The sequence below is a fragment of the Streptomyces sp. NPDC012474 genome, from assembly GCF_042955185.1.
GTDB lineage: Bacteria > Actinomycetota > Actinomycetes > Streptomycetales > Streptomycetaceae > Streptomyces > Streptomyces cahuitamycinicus.
Map to the genome: position 1 here is coordinate 1 of NZ_JBIBEP010000035.1, position 18,768 is coordinate 18,768.

Below are 18,768 nucleotides of genomic sequence, written 5' to 3' on the forward strand. Positions count from 1 at the left end.
GGATTACGGCTGGTGGCAAGGGCTACGACCTGGTCCACGCGGGCACGGACAACTCCGAGCGCACGAAGCTGGGTTCGACGTGGTTCCACCACACCGCGCTCGGCCTGGCGTCCACGACGACGAACGGCGTGGACACCGGATTCATCCGCGAACCGGTGGGCACCTTGAACTCCATGACGACTGGGGGGAAGTCCTACTACTACCTCACCGACGCCACGGGCAATGTCCTCGGCCTCGTCGACGACACGGGCAAGCGCACCCACACCTACGCCTACGGCCCCACGGGCCTGCCCCGCGGCACCACCACCGAGGCCGTCCCCCAGCCCCACCGCTACACCGGCGCCTACCTGGACCCGACCGGGCTGTACAAGATGGGCCACCGCTACTACGACCCCAGCCTCGGCCGCTTCACCCAACCCGACCCGTCGGGACAAGAGCAGAACCCCTACCTCTACGCAGATGGTGACCCCATCAACAACATAGATCCCACAGGACTGTTCGACTGGAAGAGCGTTGCGGTCGCGGTCGGCGGAGCAGCAGGCATCTCTGCAGCGGCCCTCGTGGTCGGTGCCGCGTGCGGTGCCACCGCCGGGGCAGCCTGTCTCGCAGCCGGAGCGGTAACTGCTGGGCTCTGGGGTGGTGCGGCGGCCGGCGGCACCGCTGCCGCAGTCGGTGCCGGCACGGAGGGAGCAACGCTGGGAGGGGTCGCCAGCGGCCTCGTAGCTCCCTTCATGCCAGTCTTTCGAGGTGGCTTCGGAGGCTGACGGCAGTTGACTGACGAAGTGACTCGCACTCGCAGAAGGTGAAGACGATGAAAGCAACAAGGGCAATAGCGGGGTTCCTTCTCCTGGTAGCTCTGATACTCGTCTTCATGTACCCCTGGCAACGGAACTGGGACAAGGCGGATGCATGGCTGTGGATGGCGGGCACCGCCTTGCTCGTCGTTCTGCTTTCCAGCGGAGCCAGGCGCTACAAGCAGCGTCGAAGGGCCGATGGCGAGCGCCGGTAGGTGAGCGAGAGCGACCGTCCTTGTCGGCTCGGTCCCGGCGGACGTCTCCGCCCGCCGGGAACCGCCACGCTTCTTCCACACCGATCCGAGTCCGCGCATGGCACCCATTCCTAGCGGGGGTCTGGCGAGCATTCGGTCGCCGAGGGCGCCCGCCGCGGTGCCCCCGAGGCTGTGCAGGTCGCTGACCGGTCTGGCAGGCATACAAGATCGGCTACGAGCGCCTCGCCGGCCGCCTCACCTCGGCAAGGACACCTGGCTCGCCGACGGCAACGCGCAGGCCACCACCGCGTTCCTCACCGCCGACCGCGCCACCGGCCGCCCCTACGTTGATGTCTGGCAGGAAGCCGAGTTCGCCGCCGGTCACGTCCCCGGCGCCGTGCACCTCGAGCTCGGCGCCCTGAACGAGTCCGCCGCCGACGCCCCGACCGGCCCGGTCGTGGCCTGCGGGCACGGCGAGCGCGCCATGACCGCCGCCAGCCTTCTGGAGCGCGCCGGCCACACGGACATCGCCGTCCTGGACGGCGGACCGGACGACTACACCGCCGCCCACGGCCAGCAGCTCGCCCACGGCCAGCAGCTCGCCCAGGGCACGGAGGCGGTGATCCGGTATGGCAAGGACGGGATCTACCGGGTGCGGCCGCCCGGCGGTTTGGTCGCCGCGCGCTTCCGCCACTATGAGGCGCGCTCCGGGCGGCCCTTGCTCCATGACCATCTGCTGCTGTCGGTGAAGGGGCAGCGCCTGGATGGGAAGTGGGGGTCGTGTAGGTCCGCATTTCCGATTTCCTTTTCTCATGAGCGATGGCCCCCCGTGTGTCCCGTGAATAAGACATCCCAGGTCAACGGCTTGCGGACTGTCTCAACTGCTGTTGACCGGCGGGGAAAAGGACACGGAAGTGAGACAGGTTCGCGGGGGCACGGCGTGAGACGGAGTGCATCGGGTGCTGGTCAGCGACCTACCAGGGGCCATCGGAAGCGAGAACCTACACGTGGGGCAACCTGTCGGCGGACTCGCTGATGGCCCACATAGTCGCCGCCGACACTCTCTACATCCTGTACTTCATGGAGGAGGTGTCCGCCCGGCTTGGGTGGGCGTGGGAGCCGCGCGAGGTGACGCCCGGCCGCAGGCCCGTCATGGACATTGCTGGCATCGACCAGCGGCTCATCGGCTGGCAGTCGACCCGCCGCCAGCAGATCGAGGACGCGCTGCCCGTCCTCACGGCCAAGTACGAAGAGAAGCACGGGCACGCGCCGGGGGAGCGGGCCTCCTACGCGCTGGCCTGCCAGGCCGCCGACCAGACCCGCCCACCCAAGCGCACGGAACTGCTGTCGAGACCGAGCTACGCGAGCGATGGCGGGACTCCGCGATCCGGGCGTTCGGCGCCTGCACCGTCTACCGACTCGCCGAGCGGGCACGCGCGGCGGCCGCGGCCGTGTGGGCGCGGGTGCGGCCGGTGGTCGACATCGCGCTGGCGGCCGTCGACGTCGTCGCCGTGGTGTACGTGATGCGCGGCGCCTTCGCGCGCCACCACCTGCTCGCCGAAGCCCGCCGCCACCTCGCCTACGTCCTGCGCGGCCGACCCCACGAGCCGGGCCTGGACGAACGAATCGTGCAGACGGTCGTCGACGACTACACCCGCCCCGTCGGGCGCGGCCGGAGGATGACCGCCGATCTGCGGGCCCTGTACGCGAGCGACACCGAGGACCAGGCCGTGCTGCGCCCGCTGACCCGCAACCGCACGGCGGCCCCGTACGAACGGGCTCGCCTCGCCGCCGACGCCCTGGCCGCCCGGGTCCGCGCCGCGCGGCGAGCGGACCGCCTGGGCTCCCGCCCCCGCCCGTACACCGTCGCGGTGCCCGCCGCCTCGAGGTCGCACCCGCGGCCGTTCCGTACCGGCCGGAAGGACGGCCGCCTCATGGAGCCGGAGACCGGCGTCGACGTCGACGCGGTGGAGCAGACCCGCCAGACCCTCGAAGCCGCCGCAGCGAAGGTGGCCGCCACGATCCAGGACAGCAGGCGGGCACGCGAAGCCGCCCACGGCCTGCGTCCGCAGCCCGCCCCCGCGGCGGGACCGCCGCCGCACACCCAGCAGCCCGGCACCCCGCACACACCGGGCCGAAACCACAGGAGGAGTCACGTGAGCACCCCGGAAGACCAGCCCAACCCCGACGAAGCCCTCGCCCGCGCCCGTGCCGCCCGCGAGCAGATGGCCGCCGCGCTCGACGAGGACCAGGAGCCCGGCTGTGGTGACGAGGTCGGGCACCGTCCACTGAGTGGAGTCCAGCCGATGTCGCGCATCGCCACCGGATGCAGAACATCGAGTGGGTTCCACTCAGTGGGCTCCACCGAGTGGAGCCCACTCCGGTGCGCCGGACGACGATGGACTCCACCGTGGTGCGCACCGCGATGGTGCGCCACCGCGTCCGGCACCGCACCACTCCGACGACGCACGGCACTCTCTCGCGCGCCGGTGCGCCGCACCCGACGCTCCGCACCGCACCGGTGCACCCGCCGTCGGCCGACCCTTTGTCCGGGTGCGGCCGGACGCGCGCGACCCCCTTGTCCGGCTCCGCTACACCCCCTTGTCCACCTCTGCTACCGCGACGTTTCTCCTTGACATCGCCGGTTTCGGCTTGCGATCAGGTCGCGGTCAAGGGGGTGTGTGATAGGGAGCCCGCCCGGCTGTGGCGCGCGCCCAGTGCGGTGCGGCGATGCCGGTGGACCGCACCACCGCCGTCCCGGAGGTGCGGCTACGCGGTGGTGCGGTGCGCTGGGTGCGCCTCCATCGCCTGCTTCATCCCCGCGGCCTCCAGCTGGCGCAGGACGTCGGCGACGTCGCCGTGCTCCTCGGTGAGGATGTTCTCGGTGAAGCGGACGATGGTCTGGGCGATGCCCGGCGGGAAAGCCAGGCAGGCGCCGTCGCCGTGGCGCAGGACCTCCAGGAGCAGTCGCCCGAGCGCCGCTGCCAGGAAGGGGTGCGCACACGGCTCCCCATCGCAGTGGTCCACGGCGGTGATCGGGATGACGATGCGTGCAGCGACGTCCAGGAGCAGCCGGCGCAGCTCCGGGCCCGTGTCATTGGCGACCGCGCCGGCGGTGTCGATGTCCCCGGCTTGCAGCGCCCGGATGTAGGCGAAGGCGTCGGCGACGTCTTCCGGCTCCATCGGGGCGAGCGGCGCGGTGATGGTGTTCTCGGGCATGACAGCTCCTCACGTACGGGCCGCCCCGCTGATCGCGGCGACCTCGAAGCCACCCTCGAACCGCGGCCCTGTGGACAGAGTCCGGCCGCCGGAGGGGGGAGAACTCTCCCCCCTCCGGGTGTGACGACGACCGGTAAATGGCCCCTCCGAGAGATAAGTGCCTGTTTCAGACGTCATGCCAGCGGTGGCTGCGATGAGCCGGATCTTGCTGATGGTCGGCCTGCCTCGCTGCTGACCGGGGAGCGCGTCCAGCCGGATTCGTGGTGTCCCGAGCGGTGCGCTGGATAGCTTGCTCTGATGAAGCTGCCTGCGCACTGGATGACGCGTCCTGCTCCACCCCCGGACCGCAGAACGTCGGCATCCTTCGACCGACTGCTGGAGCAAGCGCTCGCGAACGGTCCCGATGAGCCCATCAGCTACCGGCTTGAGGCCCCGAAATGGCAGTTCCTCTGCCATGCCGCAGACCGCGGCAGACTGCTGTTGCACGGCTCGGGCGACCCGGCGATCAGCCGCTTCGAACCCCGGCAGCCGGACGACAGCAGCGAGTTCGGCAACAGGCGCGCGGTCTTCGCGGCCGGCGACGGGCTCTGGCCGATGTACTACGCGATCCTGGACCGGGCCCGCCACCCGATGTCGTTGATTAATGGCTGCGCCCGCGTCGCTAACGGCAGCGAGCGGCTCGGCGAGCCGCACTACTACTTCTCCATCAGCGCGCGGGCGCTGAAGCAGCAGCCCTGGCGTCCCGGCACGGTGTACCTGCTGCCCGCCGGCACCTTTGAGCTGCAGCCGCGGATGTGGGTCGGCGATGTCTTGGTGCAGCCGGCACAATGGGCAAGTCCCGTGCCGGTGACCCCTGTCGCCAAACTGGCCGTGCAGCCGGAGGACTTCCCGTTTCTGGACCAGATCCGCGGCCATGACGATGAGCGGGTCTGGGCTCGTGCCGCCGCGGACCCGGAAGGCTTCCCCTGGCAGGAGGAGGCGTGACACATGCGTCGCGGCGCGGAGCGACGGTCCGCGCCAGCTGACCTGCGTATCTTGGCCTGTCAGGCTGCTTTCGTGCCCGATCGGGGCCAACTGCCGGTCGTCGCTCAGGCCAACTACGAAACTTCGCCCCCTCTGGCCTGCGGCAACACGTTGGGGTGAGGCCATCTATCGGCCGTGGTCACACCGGGTTGATCACGATGCGGTCACGACGGAGAGGTTTTCCGAGATCGGCGTCACACGAGAGCCGAAAACCGAACCAGTAGAAGGTGAATGGCGGGATAGGCCCGCCCCACCCTCCAGGAGCACTCCGTGGCGAGCACCGCCGACGAGCCTGAGCAGACCCCTGACCCGGCCCGGAAGACCCCCTCCGTGGGCCCCTCCGTCACCCCCTCCGCGCCCCGACCTCAAGGTCCGGGCGTTTCCGCAGGTCAGACCCGGCGGACAGGGGGACGCCGCAGGTCCGACAACCCATATCCAAAGGCGTCCCAGGCACAGGAGGACTTCGACCGGGCCTCGACGCCGGGAGCTGCTGCAAGCGCTGGGGATCTTCCAGAGGGCTACGCCCGATCAATTGTGGAAGCTGACCCGTCCGGACAACCAGCACGACAAGCTCACGCGGGACAACCTCCTGGATCTGGAGGACCACCGCCTGGTGAGGATCGAGTCGGTGCAGGAGGACCAGCGGCAGGTGTGGGTGCTCACCAGACGAGGACACGGCGAGGCGAAGAAGCTGCTGGAGCCGAAGGGCATACGGGTCTCGGTGCTGCGTGAAGAGAAGTACGACCCGGTCACCGGGGAGCTGCTCGGCACCGGCTACGACGACCACGCCGCGGCGGTCACCTCGACGGCCGCCGAACTCCATCGCGCCGGGATCGGGCACCGGCTCGGGTTTCAGACCGAGATCGGACACCGGCTCGGCAGCGGCTTCGTGCAGCGGGCGGATTTGGTGGTGCGGGCGCCGGCGGCCGGGGTGCCGGTGATGCTGCTGGAGATCGACCGCCGCACCGAGGACGCGCACGACCTGGTGCAGAGGCTGCACCAGTACTGGGAGTGGGGCCGGCTGCTCCCGAAAGACGCGGACAAGCGCACCGTGGAGCTCGCCCGATCCCGGCCGGACGCAATCGAGCACGTCGACCACGAGAAGCGGCTGTGGCGCCGGGTCTATCCGCCGACCGGCCGGGAGGGCCTGGTGCCGGTGGCGTTCGTGTTCGCGGACACCACCGAGGTGAAGGTCACCAACACGGTCGCCGTGCTGGAGGAGGCTGGCCGCCGCTACTGGGCGCCGCGCCGGTACGACACCCTCTACCCGAAGGCGGTCACCGCGCGGGACTACCGCCAGGCGGTGCCCGTTGTCGTCACCACCCTGGAGCAGCTCCAGGCGCATGGCGGCGGTGCGGCGGTGCGGCGGTGTGGCGGCGGCTGGGACGGGACGGCGAGCAGACGCTGACGGACGCGCTCGACAACCCCGACGGCCACGCCCTCTACCGCGCCCAGGAGGCCCGCGCCGACACGGAGGACAAGCAGCGCCGCGCCGCGCAGCGGGAGGCGGAGCGCCCGGTGTGCACGCGGTGCGGGCGCAAGTTCACCAACGAACGCTGGGAGGAGATCACCGTGCACCGGACCGCCGTACGGGCCGGGGACAAGACCGTGTGCGGCCCGTGCCACGCTGACGACGTCGCCCGCGAGGAGGCCGCCGCTGAAGCGGGCCGCCTCGAGGCCGCCGCGCCGCCGGAGCCGGAGAAGGACCCCGAGTCGGGCCGGGGCCGCGGCTGGTTCCGCCGGCGACCCTGACCTGGTACACCACGGGCCCAGGGGATCAGCGTTCTTCGGGCCCGCGGTGCCCCTCCGGTGTCACACGCTCTGCGACCGCCACCGACGCCTCGGATCGGAGCGGGGGGAACGACGTCGCGAATCTGATGTACACCGGAACCATGAAGACCCAGGAAGCGTTCTGCGCGCGATGTGGCAGCGCAGACACCCGAGTTACCCGCCTCGACCAGACCAGCGCGGAAGGCATCTGCCTCCGCTGCGACAAGCCCTTCCACGCCACACCGTGCCAGGGCTGCGGTGGATTTCGGATCGACGGCTCCTTCGGCGTCCCCGGCACGCGGTACGAGAAGCTCCCGGAGAGCGTGAAGTGCTGGGACTGCGGTCACCGCAATCCGCTGCGCGACCCCGGCCCGGAGTAGGCCGCCGCCGGGCACGCCCCCGTCCGGAGGGGCCTGCCCGGGGCCCGGCTACGCCACGGCGGCGGCGATGGGTACGTGTACCGGTATGGCGCGTGAGCGGGTGCGGTGGCCGTCCGTGGTGGACCGGGCGCGGGAGATCGTGAACGGGTACGCGCCGATGAAGGTCACGCTGCGCCAGGTCATGTACCGCCTGGCCTCCGAGGGAACGCTGCCGCACACGGCGCCGATGTACCGCCGTCTGTCCGCGCAGCTGGCCAAGGCCCGCCGGGAGGGCCGGTTCCCCGACCTGATCGACACCGTCCGGGAGGTCCACGTCCCGCCGGCCTGGACGGGCGCGGACGCGTTCCTCGCGGAGATGCCCGACTGGTTCCGCCTCGACCGCACCGAGGGCCAGGAGCACGCGCTGTACGTCGCGGCGGAGAAGGACACCCTGCGCCAGCAGCTGACCGGCTGGCTCGCCGATGCGGGTATCCCGGTCCTGGTGGTCCGCGGCTTCGGCTCGCAGTCGTACGCCGACGTCGTCCACGACCGCGTCACCGCCGACCCGCGCACCGCCGTGCTCCTGGTGGTCGGCGACTTCGACTGCTCGGGCGAGGACATCGAGCGGGACTGGGTGGCGCGCACGGGCTGTTGGAGCCACACCGAGCGGGTGCTGCTGACCTACGAGCAGGTGCGCGCCTACGAGCTGCCCGCGACCGAGGGCAAGCGCGGCGATCCGAGGTGGCCGGCCTTCGCCCGCCGCTACGGCTTCGACATCGACCGCCCCGTGCAGTGGGAGGTCGAAGCCCTCGAACCCGACGAACTCCGGCGCCTGGTGCTCGCCGCCGTCGACCCGTACATCGACCGCAGCGTCCTCGCCGAACAGATTGTTCGTGAGGAACAGCAACGCCGCGCCCTGTCCGACTTTCTCGGAGGCTGGGGCGCGGCGGGCGGAGCGTCGCCGTAGCGCTGGACCGGGGCCCTCTCGGAGACGCCCTTCCGAGCCTTCTGCTGTTGGCGTGCACGGTCGACCTGTTCACGAATCAGACCGGTGAACAACGCGTCCGGGTCGTACGGTCCGGCGATGTGGCGGCCGCGGTGGCCGACTACTTCGCTACGGAGGGTCTGCCGGTGAAGCGCAGTACAGACCCGTGCCGCGTCTGCGGCGGCGTCGTGTCAGGTCTGGCGATGCCGGACTCCGTCCAGCGGACTCGCTGGGCGGGATCGTGGACGGGACGCCACACGGGTGCGGAGGGGCCGTGCTGGAGCAGGTCGGCCAGAGGCGCTGCGGATGCGCACGGCGTCTCCCCGGAGGAGTAGACCGCTGGCCGGGGGAGGGGCAGCCGCGGGCTTCGGACAGTCGGAGCCCGCTGTTCCGCGCTGTCAGCGTCTCGCCGCGGCACCCGCAGGCAATCGGATCAAGGGCTTGGGCTGTCCTCTGACATCTTCTCGTCTAGTACCCGCAGTAGGGCGTGCATGTTGAGCATGGCAGGCAGGACGTACACCTCTCGCAACGAGGTGTAGGAAGCCTCGTGGCACACCGCGTGACGGTTGTGCTGGTCCTGCACGAGCGCACTGTTTTTGAACACATGGGACATGGGCCGGGTTACCAGGTGCGTGCGCAGGTCGAAAATTCCGACCCGGCGTTCGGGCATCGGGGCGTTGCTGAGTACGAATTCCACGGTCGCTCCGGGGCCGTTGATGCCTCGGATCGGCTGGTTATTGTGGTCGCGGACACTGCGGAATTCCTGGCGGTACCACTCGATCCCGTGCTCTTCCATCGCGGAGTACAGAACGTTCGTAGCCAGGGCGAGAGCACCCTCCCACAGGCCGGCTCTCGCGCACTCGATGGCCCGCATGCCAAGCCGCACGAGGTCCTGAAGCGGCTCCTCGGTGACCTCCTGCATCCCTGCGCTCAGCTCATCGAGCAGTTCGTCCTGATGCTGCAGGAGGTAGGCGTAGCGCCCCTCCCGGCTGTCTTCCCCGAGAAGCGCGCGCAGATGCCCGGCGCTGGGAGCCCGCATGAGGCCGATCCCAGCATCGGTCGTGATGTCGATTAGCTGAGACCACTCGCTACTGGAGAAGTCCTGCAGATTGGGCGGAAGCAGGAGATCTGCCAGCTCCTCCGCCCGGCGCGGAAGGCTCGGCGCCAAGGGCGCGGTGAAACTGTCCAGCAGACCAGGTAGCCGGACCGAAGCAGCGGCGCCACGTGCCGCCGGGAAGACGCTGCCACTGAGCTGGTCAAGCACGGCCGCCTTCAACACGCCGTCGTAGATTCCGGTCGTCACCGGGCCCTTCCCCCAGCCGAACGGGTCAGCTTCCCAAGATCCGACGCTGCCACTGCCCCGGAAGGCATCCAGACCCAGCGTGGCCGTCTTGTAACTGCCGAAGAAGGACTCATCAAGAAGAGACCCCAGCTTCACCGAGTCGAGGACACCGAGGGATATCGACCTCTGCGGCTCCAGGAAAGAAAGAGCGCCGATGCCGCGCCCATACTGCTTCAGGACGCTGTCGTAGACACCGGACTTCGCCAGGAACAAACTGCCGGTGCTGTTCCCGTACTGCTTCGTGATGCTGTCGAAGACACCGGACTTGGTCAGGACAGAGGTTCCGAAGGCCTTGAACAGCGGTGTGATTGGGCGGTGGGGTGGCAGCGGGTGGGCGTCAACGGGCTCGTGGTGTGGATGCCTTGGTAGGGGGTGTGGGGCGGGGTTGTGGGTTGCTGTCATGGGGTGACCAAGCGGCTGTTGTGGTGTGGCTAGCAGGTTGGTTGCTGGCTGTCATGGGTTTCGCTGTTCCTGTGGGAGGGGCTGGCGGGGTCGGGTGGGCTGGGCCGTATGACGGCTTCGGGGGTTCCGGCGGGTGAGGTCAACGGCGGGGCGGGGCCGGCTGGGGTTGCGCTGGCCGGGGGTGTGCCGTTGGCGCTGGGTGTGGTGGTACGGCGGCTTCTGGCGGTGGACGGGCAGGGGACGCTGTCGGCGCTGCATGTGCGGATCGCGGCGGAGTTGGCGGGGGTGTCGGAGCGGACGGTGTGGCGGTGGCTGGCCGATGGACGCCGGGGCCATGTCGAGGCGCGGCCGCGGCAGGACGGGTTTTCGCTGAGTGACGCGTTGTGGGAGGTCCTGGCTCAGGCGGGCGGGAGCATCGCGGAGTTGCGGCGCAGGATGCTCCGGGCCCAGGAGGAGGGGGTGTTGGAGCAGTGGGGCGTGGAGTGTGTGCCCTCGCTGCCGACGCTGCATCGGGTGATCAAGCGGGATCTGGGGACGGGCCGGGTCCTTGAGGTGGCCCGTCCGGCTGGGGCCAGGGTGGGGCTGCAGCCGAGCCGGTATGACCGGGCACTGGCGGATTTGGGACTCAGCTTGTTCTTTATCTACCAAGATCTTCCGGGCTTGCCGATGGCCTTGAGGGTCTCGGGGCGTTTGACGGTCTTGCCGACGTCGTAGCGGGGTGCCCGGTGTTTGTTCTTGACGCCGGGTGGCCGTCCGGGGCCGGCGCCTCGAGGTTTGGGAACACGGGCCGGGCAGGCCAGGTGAGCGCGGATGTTCCTGAACCCTCGGCGGACCCGGGCGGGGGTGAGCCGGCCGGAGGCAGCTGGCTTCTCCCAGGGTTGGCGGAGGTCCTTGGCGAGGGGCCGGGCAAGCCGGAGCTGGGTGTGAGCGACGATCAGGATCCACGTCCAGCGGTCCGCCGCCTCGGGACTACGGAGTTTCGGGGTGGTCCAGCCGAGGGTCTGCTTCGCGAAGCGGAAGGTGTGCTCCAGGTCGAAGCGGCGGAGAAATGCCTGCCAGAAACGGTCCACGTCGTCCGGAGTGACGCCGGTCTTGGAGGACCATAACCACACCGGCGGGGCATCACGGTCCTTCGACAGATGCTCGACCTTCAACCGGATCAACGTGCCCTCAACCAGGGGAAGTTCACCGTCATGGTCGAGCCATGAGGAGCGGTGGGTGAGCCTTGGGTGGACCCGGTCCCATGCCTGCGTCTCGGCCTTGCCGTAGTTGGTAGTTGCGGTGACCGTGGTGATCGCGGGCTCGGGCCAGGTCTCCGGCTTGGCGAAGCGGAATTCCGGGCCGTGCTTTGGCGGCCGGCCGCCCTTCGGGTCGTAGACACGAGGCGGCTTCGGCAGTCGCATGACGCGGTCGGAGCGGACCCGGCCGACCAGCTCGACCGGCAGATCGCGCAGGACCCAGGCCAGGCGGGTGACGTCGTAGCCGGCATCGCTGACGATCACGATGTCCGGGTCCCCGGCCCGCCACTGACCCGCGGCGATGAGCCGTTCAACGACTCCCCGCAGCTGGGCGGCTGTGACCGCGGTGGCGTCGTCCACCGGTCCGAGCCGGACCGCGTCCAGGATCGCGGTCCAAGAGGTGGCGCCCGGCTCCAGGACGGCGACGAAGGAGTAGGGCCAGCCCGGGATGAACTGCGACGCCGTCTTCGCCCGGCCATAGACATGGCAGAACAGCCGCTCGGCCGAGCACGGCGCGTCCGAACGAAGCCATGGCGACACATCGACGGCCAGGACCAGACGTCCGCCGTCGAACCGCGGCAGCGACAGCCCGGCCAGCACCGTCCGCACCTGCTCGACATTGATCCGGCCGTGGTTCAGGCCTCCGTACATCGCTCCGTGCCCACGCCGATGCTCGGGCAGCAGCGTCAGGTCCACCGGGGACTTCACCGCACCGTCCGCACACAGCACCGCATCCGTCAGCTCGAACAACTCGTCGCGCCGAGCGGTCAGACACTCGTAGAACTCGCCCCGGAAGCGTGACGCTTCCGCGAACGCATCACTCCGCACAACATCAGGCAGCAGACTCACCCTCACGGCCTTCGTCTCGGTCACGTGCACCTTGGTCGGAGCACAGGATCAGACGAAGGCCGCCCCCACGTCCGGCAAACCCCCAGGTGAGCGACTCAGTACGAGACACCGTTCGAGACCGGAAGAAAAAGAACAAGCTAAGTATTTTTCAACCCGCTCCCTTGAGCTGCGTCCGCTGACCTGCATGATGCGTGGGCTCGGTTCGTTGAGACAGACCACAGCTGTCCATCCCACGTGATCGCAGTTGCCCCGGCTTGGAGCGGCGTCGATAGAGTGTCGCCATGCCGTATTCGCCGATGCCGCTCCAACTCGACACCGCTCGGCTGACGTTGCGTCAGTGGACCGAACCCGACATCGACGCCCATCGCGCGCTTGTCGCCGAACGGGGTGGTGGCACACCGTCGATCGACGACAACCGGCGGATGATCGAGGATCAGCGCGCTGCGTCGGCACTGACAGGGATTGCTCTGCTGCCCGTCATCCGCCGCGATGTGGGCGACTTCATCGGGTATTGCGGGCTCACTGTCGGTCGGGCTTCCGTTGATGAGCCAGAGATCGCCTACGAGTTGTTCCGGTGCGCGCACGGACAGGGCTATGCCACCGAGGCGGCGTTCGCGGTGCTCGACGCGGCGATCGCGACTGGGCGGAAACGGCTCTGGTCGACGGTGCGTCCCTGGAACGCGCCATCGTTTCGCGTCCTCGAAAAGCTTGGGTTCCAGCGCGACCACGTCTCGACCGAAGACAGCGGTGAACTGGTGTGGCTCACCCGTTCCCTGCCGTAGGAGACGCGCTGCGGTCAGTTCGAAGTGGCTCCGCCACATCGGAGGCACCGCCGCCGAGCCGGTTCTCCTCGGTTCCGGTCCCCTCAGATCGTCGGATCCCTGTCACAGTTCGGGTGCGGCGGGCAGGATGATCGTCATGATCCACGCCTTGGATGATGCCAACTCATTCCACGACTTGTTCGCCGTACTTCCCCGCCTGACCGGCTTGGTCCTGGCGCCCGATGGAACGCGCTTGATCGCGTCCGTGCAGATCATCAACGACGAGGGAACCAGGTACGTTTCGAGGTTGTGGGATGTGGACCCCTCGGGCGAGCGCGAGAGTCGCCTCGTGGCTCGGTCCGTGCAGGGTGAGTTCGCTCCCGCTTTCGCTGCCGACGGCACACTGCTGTTCCTCTCCGGCCGCGATAACACAGATTCCGCCGCTGAGAAGAGCGAGAGCCAGGGTGTGGGACTGTGGGCACTGCCGGAGGGCGGCGAGGCCAGGCAGGTCGCCCACCACCCGGGAGGCATATCCGCCTTCGCCGTCGCCAAGGATTCCCGCACGGTCGCCTACACCGCTGATCTGCTGCCGGGCGCGGTGAATGCCGAGGCATACGCCGAACTTCGCCGGGAGCGCGAGAGCGCCATGGTCAACGCGGTTCTGTACGAGGCGACCACAACGTGTTCCTTCGGCGTAGCCCTCGGCCCCGACGAACCCCACACCTTCGTCCTGCACTCCGAGGGGGCTCCGGTGAACGCCGGCAGCCAGGGTCTGGCGGGCATCGGAGATATGGCGCTCTCGCCGGACGGATCGCTGGTGGCCTACACGCGAGCCGCGACGGGCAGCGCTCCCGACACGAATGTCGTGGTGGTCGCCGACGCGGCCACTGGCGTCGAGCGCCACTCGTTCTCGCGCCCTGGTCATCAGTACTACCGCCTGGCGTTCACGGCCGATGGCTCGGCGTTGGTCTCCCAGCGCCAGCGAGAGGAGACCTATGACACGGAGTGGCGAGTCACGCTTGTCGCGTTCGACCTGGCTTCGGGTGAAGAGACCGACCTCCTGCCGGAGTTCGACAACTGGCCGTGGCCGGGACGGGCGGTCCTCTCGCCGATCCGTGGAGACACCACGCTGTGGTTCACCGGTGACGAGCGGGGCCACTGCCCGATCTTCCGCCGCGACGCGGACGGCACGATCACCCGCCTGACCGCCTCCGGCGCCTACGCCTCGCTCTGCGTGTCGCCCGATGGGACCACCCTCTACGCACTGCGCAGCACGATCGACAGCCCGCCTCGAGTGGTCCGGCTGGACGCCAGTACAGCCGATCAACAACCCGCCTTCCTCAGGGCCCCCGGCGGCCTCGACTCGCTCCCCGGCACGCTGACCGAAGTGCACGTCGAGGCGGACGACGGTTTCCCGTTGCGCGCCTGGCTTGCTCTGCCCGAGGACGTCTCGGCCGAGCGCCCAGCGCCGCTGATCATCGCCCCGCACGGTGGACCACAAAGGTCCTGGAGCGCCTGGACGTGGTTGTGGAACCCATGGCCGTTCGCGGCGCGCGGCTACGCGGTGCTGCTACCGGATCCGGCGCTGTCCACCGGCTACGGGCAACGCATGCAGGAGCGCGGCCGGGGCCAGTATGGCGGTCAGCCCTACCGTGATCTCATCGCGCTGACGGACGCGGCACTGGCACGCGACGACCTCGACGCGACCAGGACCGGCCTCGCCGGTTGGTCCTACGGAGGCTACTTGGCCAACCGGGCCGCGACCCTCACCGATCGCTTCAAGGCGATCGTCACCCACGCCGGGATGTGGAACCTGGAAGCGTTCCAGATCGACACGGACATGCACGCGTACTTCCGGAAGATCTTCGGCGACCCGCGGACGCAGCGCGAACGGTACGAAGCCAACTCGCCCCACTTCCACGCGGCGAAGGTGACGACGCCGATGCTGATCGTGCACGGCGGCAAGGACTACCGCGTACCGATGGGCCAGGCACTGAGCCTGCACAGCGATCTGCAGCGGCTCGCGGTGCCCGTCAGCTTCCTGCACTTCCCGGACGAGAGCCACGCCATCGCGGCGCCGAACCACATCCGCATCATGTACGAGACGGTGCTGAACTTCCTCGACCACCATGTCCTCGGACAGGAGTGGCGGCGCCCCGCCATGCTTTAACTGATCATCTTCATGACCGAGGGATCGGAGAAGGGAACGTTCCGCTGTGACGCATGCTTACGAGGAAGAAGTGCTGGTCAAGATCGCCAAAGGGCTCGTCTACACCGAGTCGGAAGCGGCCTTCCAGGCCCCTCGGCGTCGCACCGAGCAGATCTTCGAGTACAACCACACACCACCGAGCGAAACGGAGAAGCGTCGATCGCTGCTCGTCGCGATCTTCGGCTCGGTCGGTGAGCGCACGGTGCTGCTGCCGCCGTTCCACGCCGGGTTCGGCAGCAACGTCTACATCGGCGACGACTTCTTCGGGAACGTGAACCTCACGTTCGTCGATGACGTGGACATCCGCATAGGCAACGGTGTCATGATCGCGCCCAGCGTGACACTGACCACGACGGGACACCCGGTGCATCCCTCGCGACGCGCTGACTTCGGACGGTTCTCGGAACCGATCGTGATCGAGGACAAGGTGTGGATCGGTAGCAACGCGGTGGTCCTGCCCGGCGTTCGCATCGGATACGGGTCGGTCATCGGCGCCGGCAGTGTCGTCAGCCGCAGCATTCCCCCGATGACCGTCGCGGTCGGAACCCCTTGCCGGGTGGTCCGCCCCATCACGGACGAGGACCTCACGACACGTACCGCCGGGCATTAGGGCTGGTGGCGGAGTTCCACGCCCACCAGCACCGACGCTCGGGACGGGCGAGCCCCTGGCGGGCAGGCACTCAGCAGCAGGCGGTGCGAGTCCCCGGGAGACCTCGCAGAGCTGAACACAAGAACTTGACAGGGAAGACGAGCGCACGGACGAGATGATCCTGCCGTGCAGCGTCGCCGACTCGGAGCTGGCGCACGCGGTCATCCACGACCTTGTCCCCGGCGACAAGCTCCGCGTCACCGGCTACCTCCGGCTGCCCCGCACGCCGGACGAGCCGATGTGGCTGGTCGTCACCACACTCGCCGTGCTGGAGACCGCACCGCAGCTGTCCGACCCGGCCGCTGTCGCCACGGCGGTCATCGAGCGATACGGCCCGTACGTCTGCTGGTTCGACGCCGACACCACCGAGGTGGAGGTGTTCACCGAGGGCGGCAAGTGGGTCGGCGCCGCGCCCGAGCCGAACGACCTGGGCGAGCTGCTCGAAGCCTTCGAGCACCGCCAGGCCGCCGGCGGCGAGTAGCGGAGCCGCCGTGCCCATCCGTCCCGAGAACCTGCACCGGTACCCACGCGACTGGAACGAGATCAGCGCGCGGATCCGGTTCCAGCGGGCAGGCGGCCGCTGCGAGTGCACGGGCCACTGCGGCCTGGCGCACCCGGGCGGCCGCTGCCCGGCCGTCCACGAGCAGATCCACCCCGACACCGGCTCCGTGGTCGGCCTCACCACCGCCCACCTCAACCACACCCCCGAAGACGTGCGAGACGAGAACCTGCTCGCCGCCTGCCAGCTGTGCCACCTGCGCATCGACCACGGCCACCACCGGATCACCCTGTAGGTTCGCATTTCGCGTCTCCCTTTCTCATTGATGGTGGCCTCTGTCCGGCCCAAGGGACACTGCGGTGAGACGAACGCCCGTCTGATCGTTCACCCGTCGTAGTGCTGTTCCCGGTCTCGACCTATTCAGCTGCCCTCTCCAACCTGATCGTGGAGACGTCGCAGCTGATCGAGACCGGGAGCTCTGCGCCTGCGCCCCGCTCTTGCTGCTCGGGGGTGGGGCATGTTGCGTGTGATCGGCGAAGTCTCGATGAGTCTCTGTCGTACGGACGGGAAGATCGACGAGGACCTTGTCTGGTCGACTACGGGCATCGATGCCTTCGAGCCTTCGATCCCTTGGCGTACGTTCCGCTGGCGAGAGGGTCCGAAGCACTATTCCGGCATGTATTGGTCGTCAACCATGCGCGACCACGTCGTCTACGAGTCCCGCCTTGAGCTGACACGACTGCTCTACCCCGACTTCGACCAGGATGTGACGGCCGTCTTCGCCCAGCCGTTCTTGCTGTCCACCACTTCTCGACCGAATACGTCTTCTCCGGCACGGGCCGCAAGGACGACCGCAGTGACCCTTGCCCGGACAGTACCTTTGGGAAATCCAAACTCAGCGGTGAACGGGCGGTTCTGGCCGCCGCCCCGTCACGCTCCCTGGTGGTCCGGGTGTCCGAACTGTACGACGAAGGCACCAACAGGGCACACAACTTCGCCACGGTCCAGCGGATCACCGCCGCCGACAACAGGATGTCGACACCGACGTACGTGCCAGACCTCATTTCCTCCGTGACCGCAATGGAACGCGCCGGAGAAGCCGGGGTCAGGCATGTGGTCGGTGCGGAAGTCCTGTCCGCCTACGAGTTTCTCCAACTAACAGCCGCTCGGTGGGGATTCGAAGTCGAGCCCGTTGTGGACGATGAGCCGCGCACCGACGTGACGCTAGTCCCCTCACCCGGCTCGGCCGTGCGCCCAGTTCCCGAAGTGGTCTTCCCGAGCGAGCGCCGAGGCTGGAATGCGCAACCGGTTGACGAGCCGGTAACCGTCTTCGACTGCGTGGGTGTCGTGCTCGCCGGCCGGAAGTGGCGCAAGCACGAGACGGAGTTCTGGACCGGGCAGCAGGTGTGGGAACACCGGACCGGCCACCTGGAGCAGGCCGAGGACGTCGCTGGCGCGTACGCCCCCAACCCATACTTCTGGAAGAAGATAAGCGCCCTGCCCCCGTCCGCACCGCTCATCCTGGCGAACAACGGACCACTGGCATCGTTCTCCCTGTGGGAGCGCCGCTACGGCTTTCACCGGATCTTCGACATGGTCATCAACTCCGAGCGCGACGGGGTCACCAAACCGGACCCTGCCTTCTTCGAGCAGATCCGGCGTCACACGGGCGACCGCCGCGTGCGCTTGGTCGACGATCGGGATGACATCGTCCGCGCTGCCCTCGCTCAAGGTTGGGAGGCCGTGCTGTCCAAACGGGTTCGGCAGTGGCCGATAGAAGAGTACCGATGGCCGGGCCACCGGCCGTGAGCAAGTAAGTAGAGGCAGAACCAGCTGACGTCTGACTGCCGCGGTGTTTCTGGGGCCTGCCTGCGGCACTGGGGCTCCGAGATTGTGGAAAGCCCTAACTGCCTTTCCGCCAATTGCCAGTCGTCCGCGCAACCGCGCCTCCACGTCGACGGCCAAAAGTACCTCCTCGACTCGGGTCTCCAATCTCGAAGGGCACGTGGCCAGCCAGCTCTCTCAGCCTGAATCACCCCGCGCGGAAGGAAGGAACTTCGGCGCTCAGTCTCCCCAGTCCAGCTGTGTATCCGGCACGCCCACGGAACGTCCATACTCCTGCGCCTGCCGCCGCCCCTCAGCCTGCCCGCGTGGATAGCGGAAGACCTTGTTCGCGAAAACGACGAACGCCTCTTCGGGCGTGTTGAAGTTGGCATACCAGCCTCCCGTGGGAGAGAGCACGGCTGCCAGTTGCTCAGCCAGACGCTCGGCATCACGATCCTCCGCGGCGAAGTTCAGCAGCGTCCATCGCTGGGGCTGCTCGTCCACGGCGTCACTCGCCTCCACCCGCGTGATTTTCGAAACCCGCAGGGGAACCCCGCCCAGCTCCGCGCCGACGCGCAGACTCTCAGAGATCAGGACACCTTCCAGCACGGCTTCACCTCCACCGGACCCGACACACACCGTTGCAGCCAA

The 18,768-nt window shown here is 68.6% G+C and carries 17 protein-coding genes and 2 pseudogenes; 15 read left to right on the forward strand and 4 right to left on the reverse strand.

What is annotated here, in order from left to right; genetic code table 11:
• The 3 genes and pseudogenes from ACFY9S_RS39380 to ACFY9S_RS39390 form a co-directional block, all read left to right on the forward strand.
• Nucleotides 1–764, forward strand: a 764-nt coding sequence (locus ACFY9S_RS39380; protein ID WP_391138757.1) for an RHS repeat-associated core domain-containing protein, incomplete at its 5' end; no start/stop codon positions are given.
• A gap of 342 nt (nt 765–1,106) precedes the next feature.
• On the forward strand, nt 1,107–2,024 hold the full coding sequence (locus ACFY9S_RS39385) for a rhodanese-like domain-containing protein (RefSeq protein ID WP_391138759.1): 918 nt from the start codon (nt 1,107–1,109) through the stop codon (nt 2,022–2,024).
• Nucleotides 1,997–3,148, forward strand: a pseudogene (locus tag ACFY9S_RS39390) (relaxase domain-containing protein); the annotation flags it as partial. The gene ACFY9S_RS39385 and the pseudogene ACFY9S_RS39390, both read left to right, overlap by 28 nt.
• A gap of 609 nt (nt 3,149–3,757) precedes the next feature.
• Here the strand turns inward: ACFY9S_RS39390 and ACFY9S_RS39395 are convergent.
• The gene (locus tag ACFY9S_RS39395) at nt 3,758–4,207 is read right to left on the reverse strand and encodes a hypothetical protein (protein ID WP_391138761.1); all 450 of its coding nucleotides are present in this window, start codon (nt 4,205–4,207) and stop codon (nt 3,758–3,760) included.
• A gap of 297 nt (nt 4,208–4,504) precedes the next feature.
• Between ACFY9S_RS39395 and ACFY9S_RS39400 the strand changes: the two genes are divergently transcribed.
• The 5 genes from ACFY9S_RS39400 (at nt 4,505) to ACFY9S_RS39420 (ending at nt 8,326) form a co-directional block, all read left to right on the forward strand.
• Nucleotides 4,505–5,191 (forward strand): hypothetical protein, encoded by a 687-nt coding sequence (locus ACFY9S_RS39400; protein WP_391138762.1) that lies wholly within the window; start codon nt 4,505–4,507, stop codon nt 5,189–5,191.
• A 571-nt stretch (nt 5,192–5,762) separates the two neighbouring features.
• Nucleotides 5,763–6,638, forward strand: a complete 876-nt coding sequence (locus ACFY9S_RS39405; RefSeq protein ID WP_391138764.1) for a hypothetical protein — start codon at nt 5,763–5,765, stop codon at nt 6,636–6,638.
• Complete coding sequence (locus tag ACFY9S_RS39410) at nt 6,599–6,982, forward strand: hypothetical protein (RefSeq protein ID WP_391138766.1); 384 nt, start codon at nt 6,599–6,601, stop codon at nt 6,980–6,982. Before ACFY9S_RS39405 ends, ACFY9S_RS39410 begins: the two co-directional genes overlap by 40 nt.
• 140 nt (nt 6,983–7,122) lie before the next feature.
• Nucleotides 7,123–7,380: a hypothetical protein gene (locus tag ACFY9S_RS39415; RefSeq protein ID WP_391138767.1), complete on the forward strand. Its 258-nt coding sequence runs from the start codon at nt 7,123–7,125 to the stop codon at nt 7,378–7,380.
• Nucleotides 7,381–7,447: 67 nt separating this feature from the next.
• Nucleotides 7,448–8,326, forward strand: coding sequence for a hypothetical protein (locus tag ACFY9S_RS39420; protein WP_391138769.1), 879 nt, complete (start codon nt 7,448–7,450; stop codon nt 8,324–8,326).
• A gap of 451 nt (nt 8,327–8,777) precedes the next feature.
• Here the strand turns inward: ACFY9S_RS39420 and ACFY9S_RS39425 are convergent, their stop codons facing one another.
• Nucleotides 8,778–10,088: a hypothetical protein gene (locus tag ACFY9S_RS39425; RefSeq protein ID WP_391138771.1), complete on the reverse strand. Its 1,311-nt coding sequence runs from the start codon at nt 10,086–10,088 to the stop codon at nt 8,778–8,780.
• 189 nt (nt 10,089–10,277) lie between these two features.
• Between ACFY9S_RS39425 and ACFY9S_RS39430 the strand changes: the two genes are divergently transcribed.
• Nucleotides 10,278–10,802 (forward strand): hypothetical protein, encoded by a 525-nt coding sequence (locus tag ACFY9S_RS39430; protein WP_391138773.1) that lies wholly within the window; start codon nt 10,278–10,280, stop codon nt 10,800–10,802.
• On the opposite strand, the gene ACFY9S_RS39435 is transcribed toward ACFY9S_RS39430, so the two are convergent.
• Nucleotides 10,730–12,175, reverse strand: a complete 1,446-nt coding sequence (locus ACFY9S_RS39435) for an NF041680 family putative transposase (protein ID WP_391138819.1) — start codon at nt 12,173–12,175, stop codon at nt 10,730–10,732. The two genes, ACFY9S_RS39430 and ACFY9S_RS39435, sit on opposite strands and share 73 nt — an antisense overlap.
• A 281-nt stretch (nt 12,176–12,456) precedes the next feature.
• Between ACFY9S_RS39435 and ACFY9S_RS39440 the strand changes: the two genes are divergently transcribed.
• The 6 genes and pseudogenes from ACFY9S_RS39440 to ACFY9S_RS39465 form a co-directional block, all read left to right on the forward strand.
• Complete coding sequence (locus ACFY9S_RS39440; protein ID WP_391138775.1) at nt 12,457–12,957, forward strand: GNAT family N-acetyltransferase; 501 nt, start codon at nt 12,457–12,459, stop codon at nt 12,955–12,957.
• Between the two features lie 127 nt (nt 12,958–13,084).
• Entirely contained in the window at nt 13,085–15,106 is a 2,022-nt protein-coding gene (locus ACFY9S_RS39445) for an alpha/beta fold hydrolase (protein WP_391138777.1), read from the forward strand.
• A 46-nt stretch (nt 15,107–15,152) separates the two neighbouring features.
• Nucleotides 15,153–15,755, forward strand: coding sequence for a DapH/DapD/GlmU-related protein (locus ACFY9S_RS39450; protein WP_391138779.1), 603 nt, complete (start codon nt 15,153–15,155; stop codon nt 15,753–15,755).
• Between the two features lie 154 nt (nt 15,756–15,909).
• Nucleotides 15,910–16,275: a hypothetical protein gene (locus ACFY9S_RS39455; RefSeq protein ID WP_391138781.1), complete on the forward strand. Its 366-nt coding sequence runs from the start codon at nt 15,910–15,912 to the stop codon at nt 16,273–16,275.
• Nucleotides 16,276–16,285: 10 nt separating this feature from the next.
• Nucleotides 16,286–16,588, forward strand: coding sequence for a hypothetical protein (locus tag ACFY9S_RS39460; protein WP_391138783.1), 303 nt, complete (start codon nt 16,286–16,288; stop codon nt 16,586–16,588).
• Between the two features lie 569 nt (nt 16,589–17,157).
• Nucleotides 17,158–18,102, forward strand: a pseudogene (locus tag ACFY9S_RS39465) (sugar nucleotide-binding protein); the annotation flags it as partial.
• 255 nt (nt 18,103–18,357) lie between these two features.
• Here ACFY9S_RS39465 and ACFY9S_RS39470 read toward each other — a convergent pair.
• Nucleotides 18,358–18,726 (reverse strand): hypothetical protein, encoded by a 369-nt coding sequence (locus ACFY9S_RS39470; protein ID WP_391138785.1) that lies wholly within the window; start codon nt 18,724–18,726, stop codon nt 18,358–18,360.
• Nucleotides 18,727–18,768: the final 42 nt, after the last annotated feature.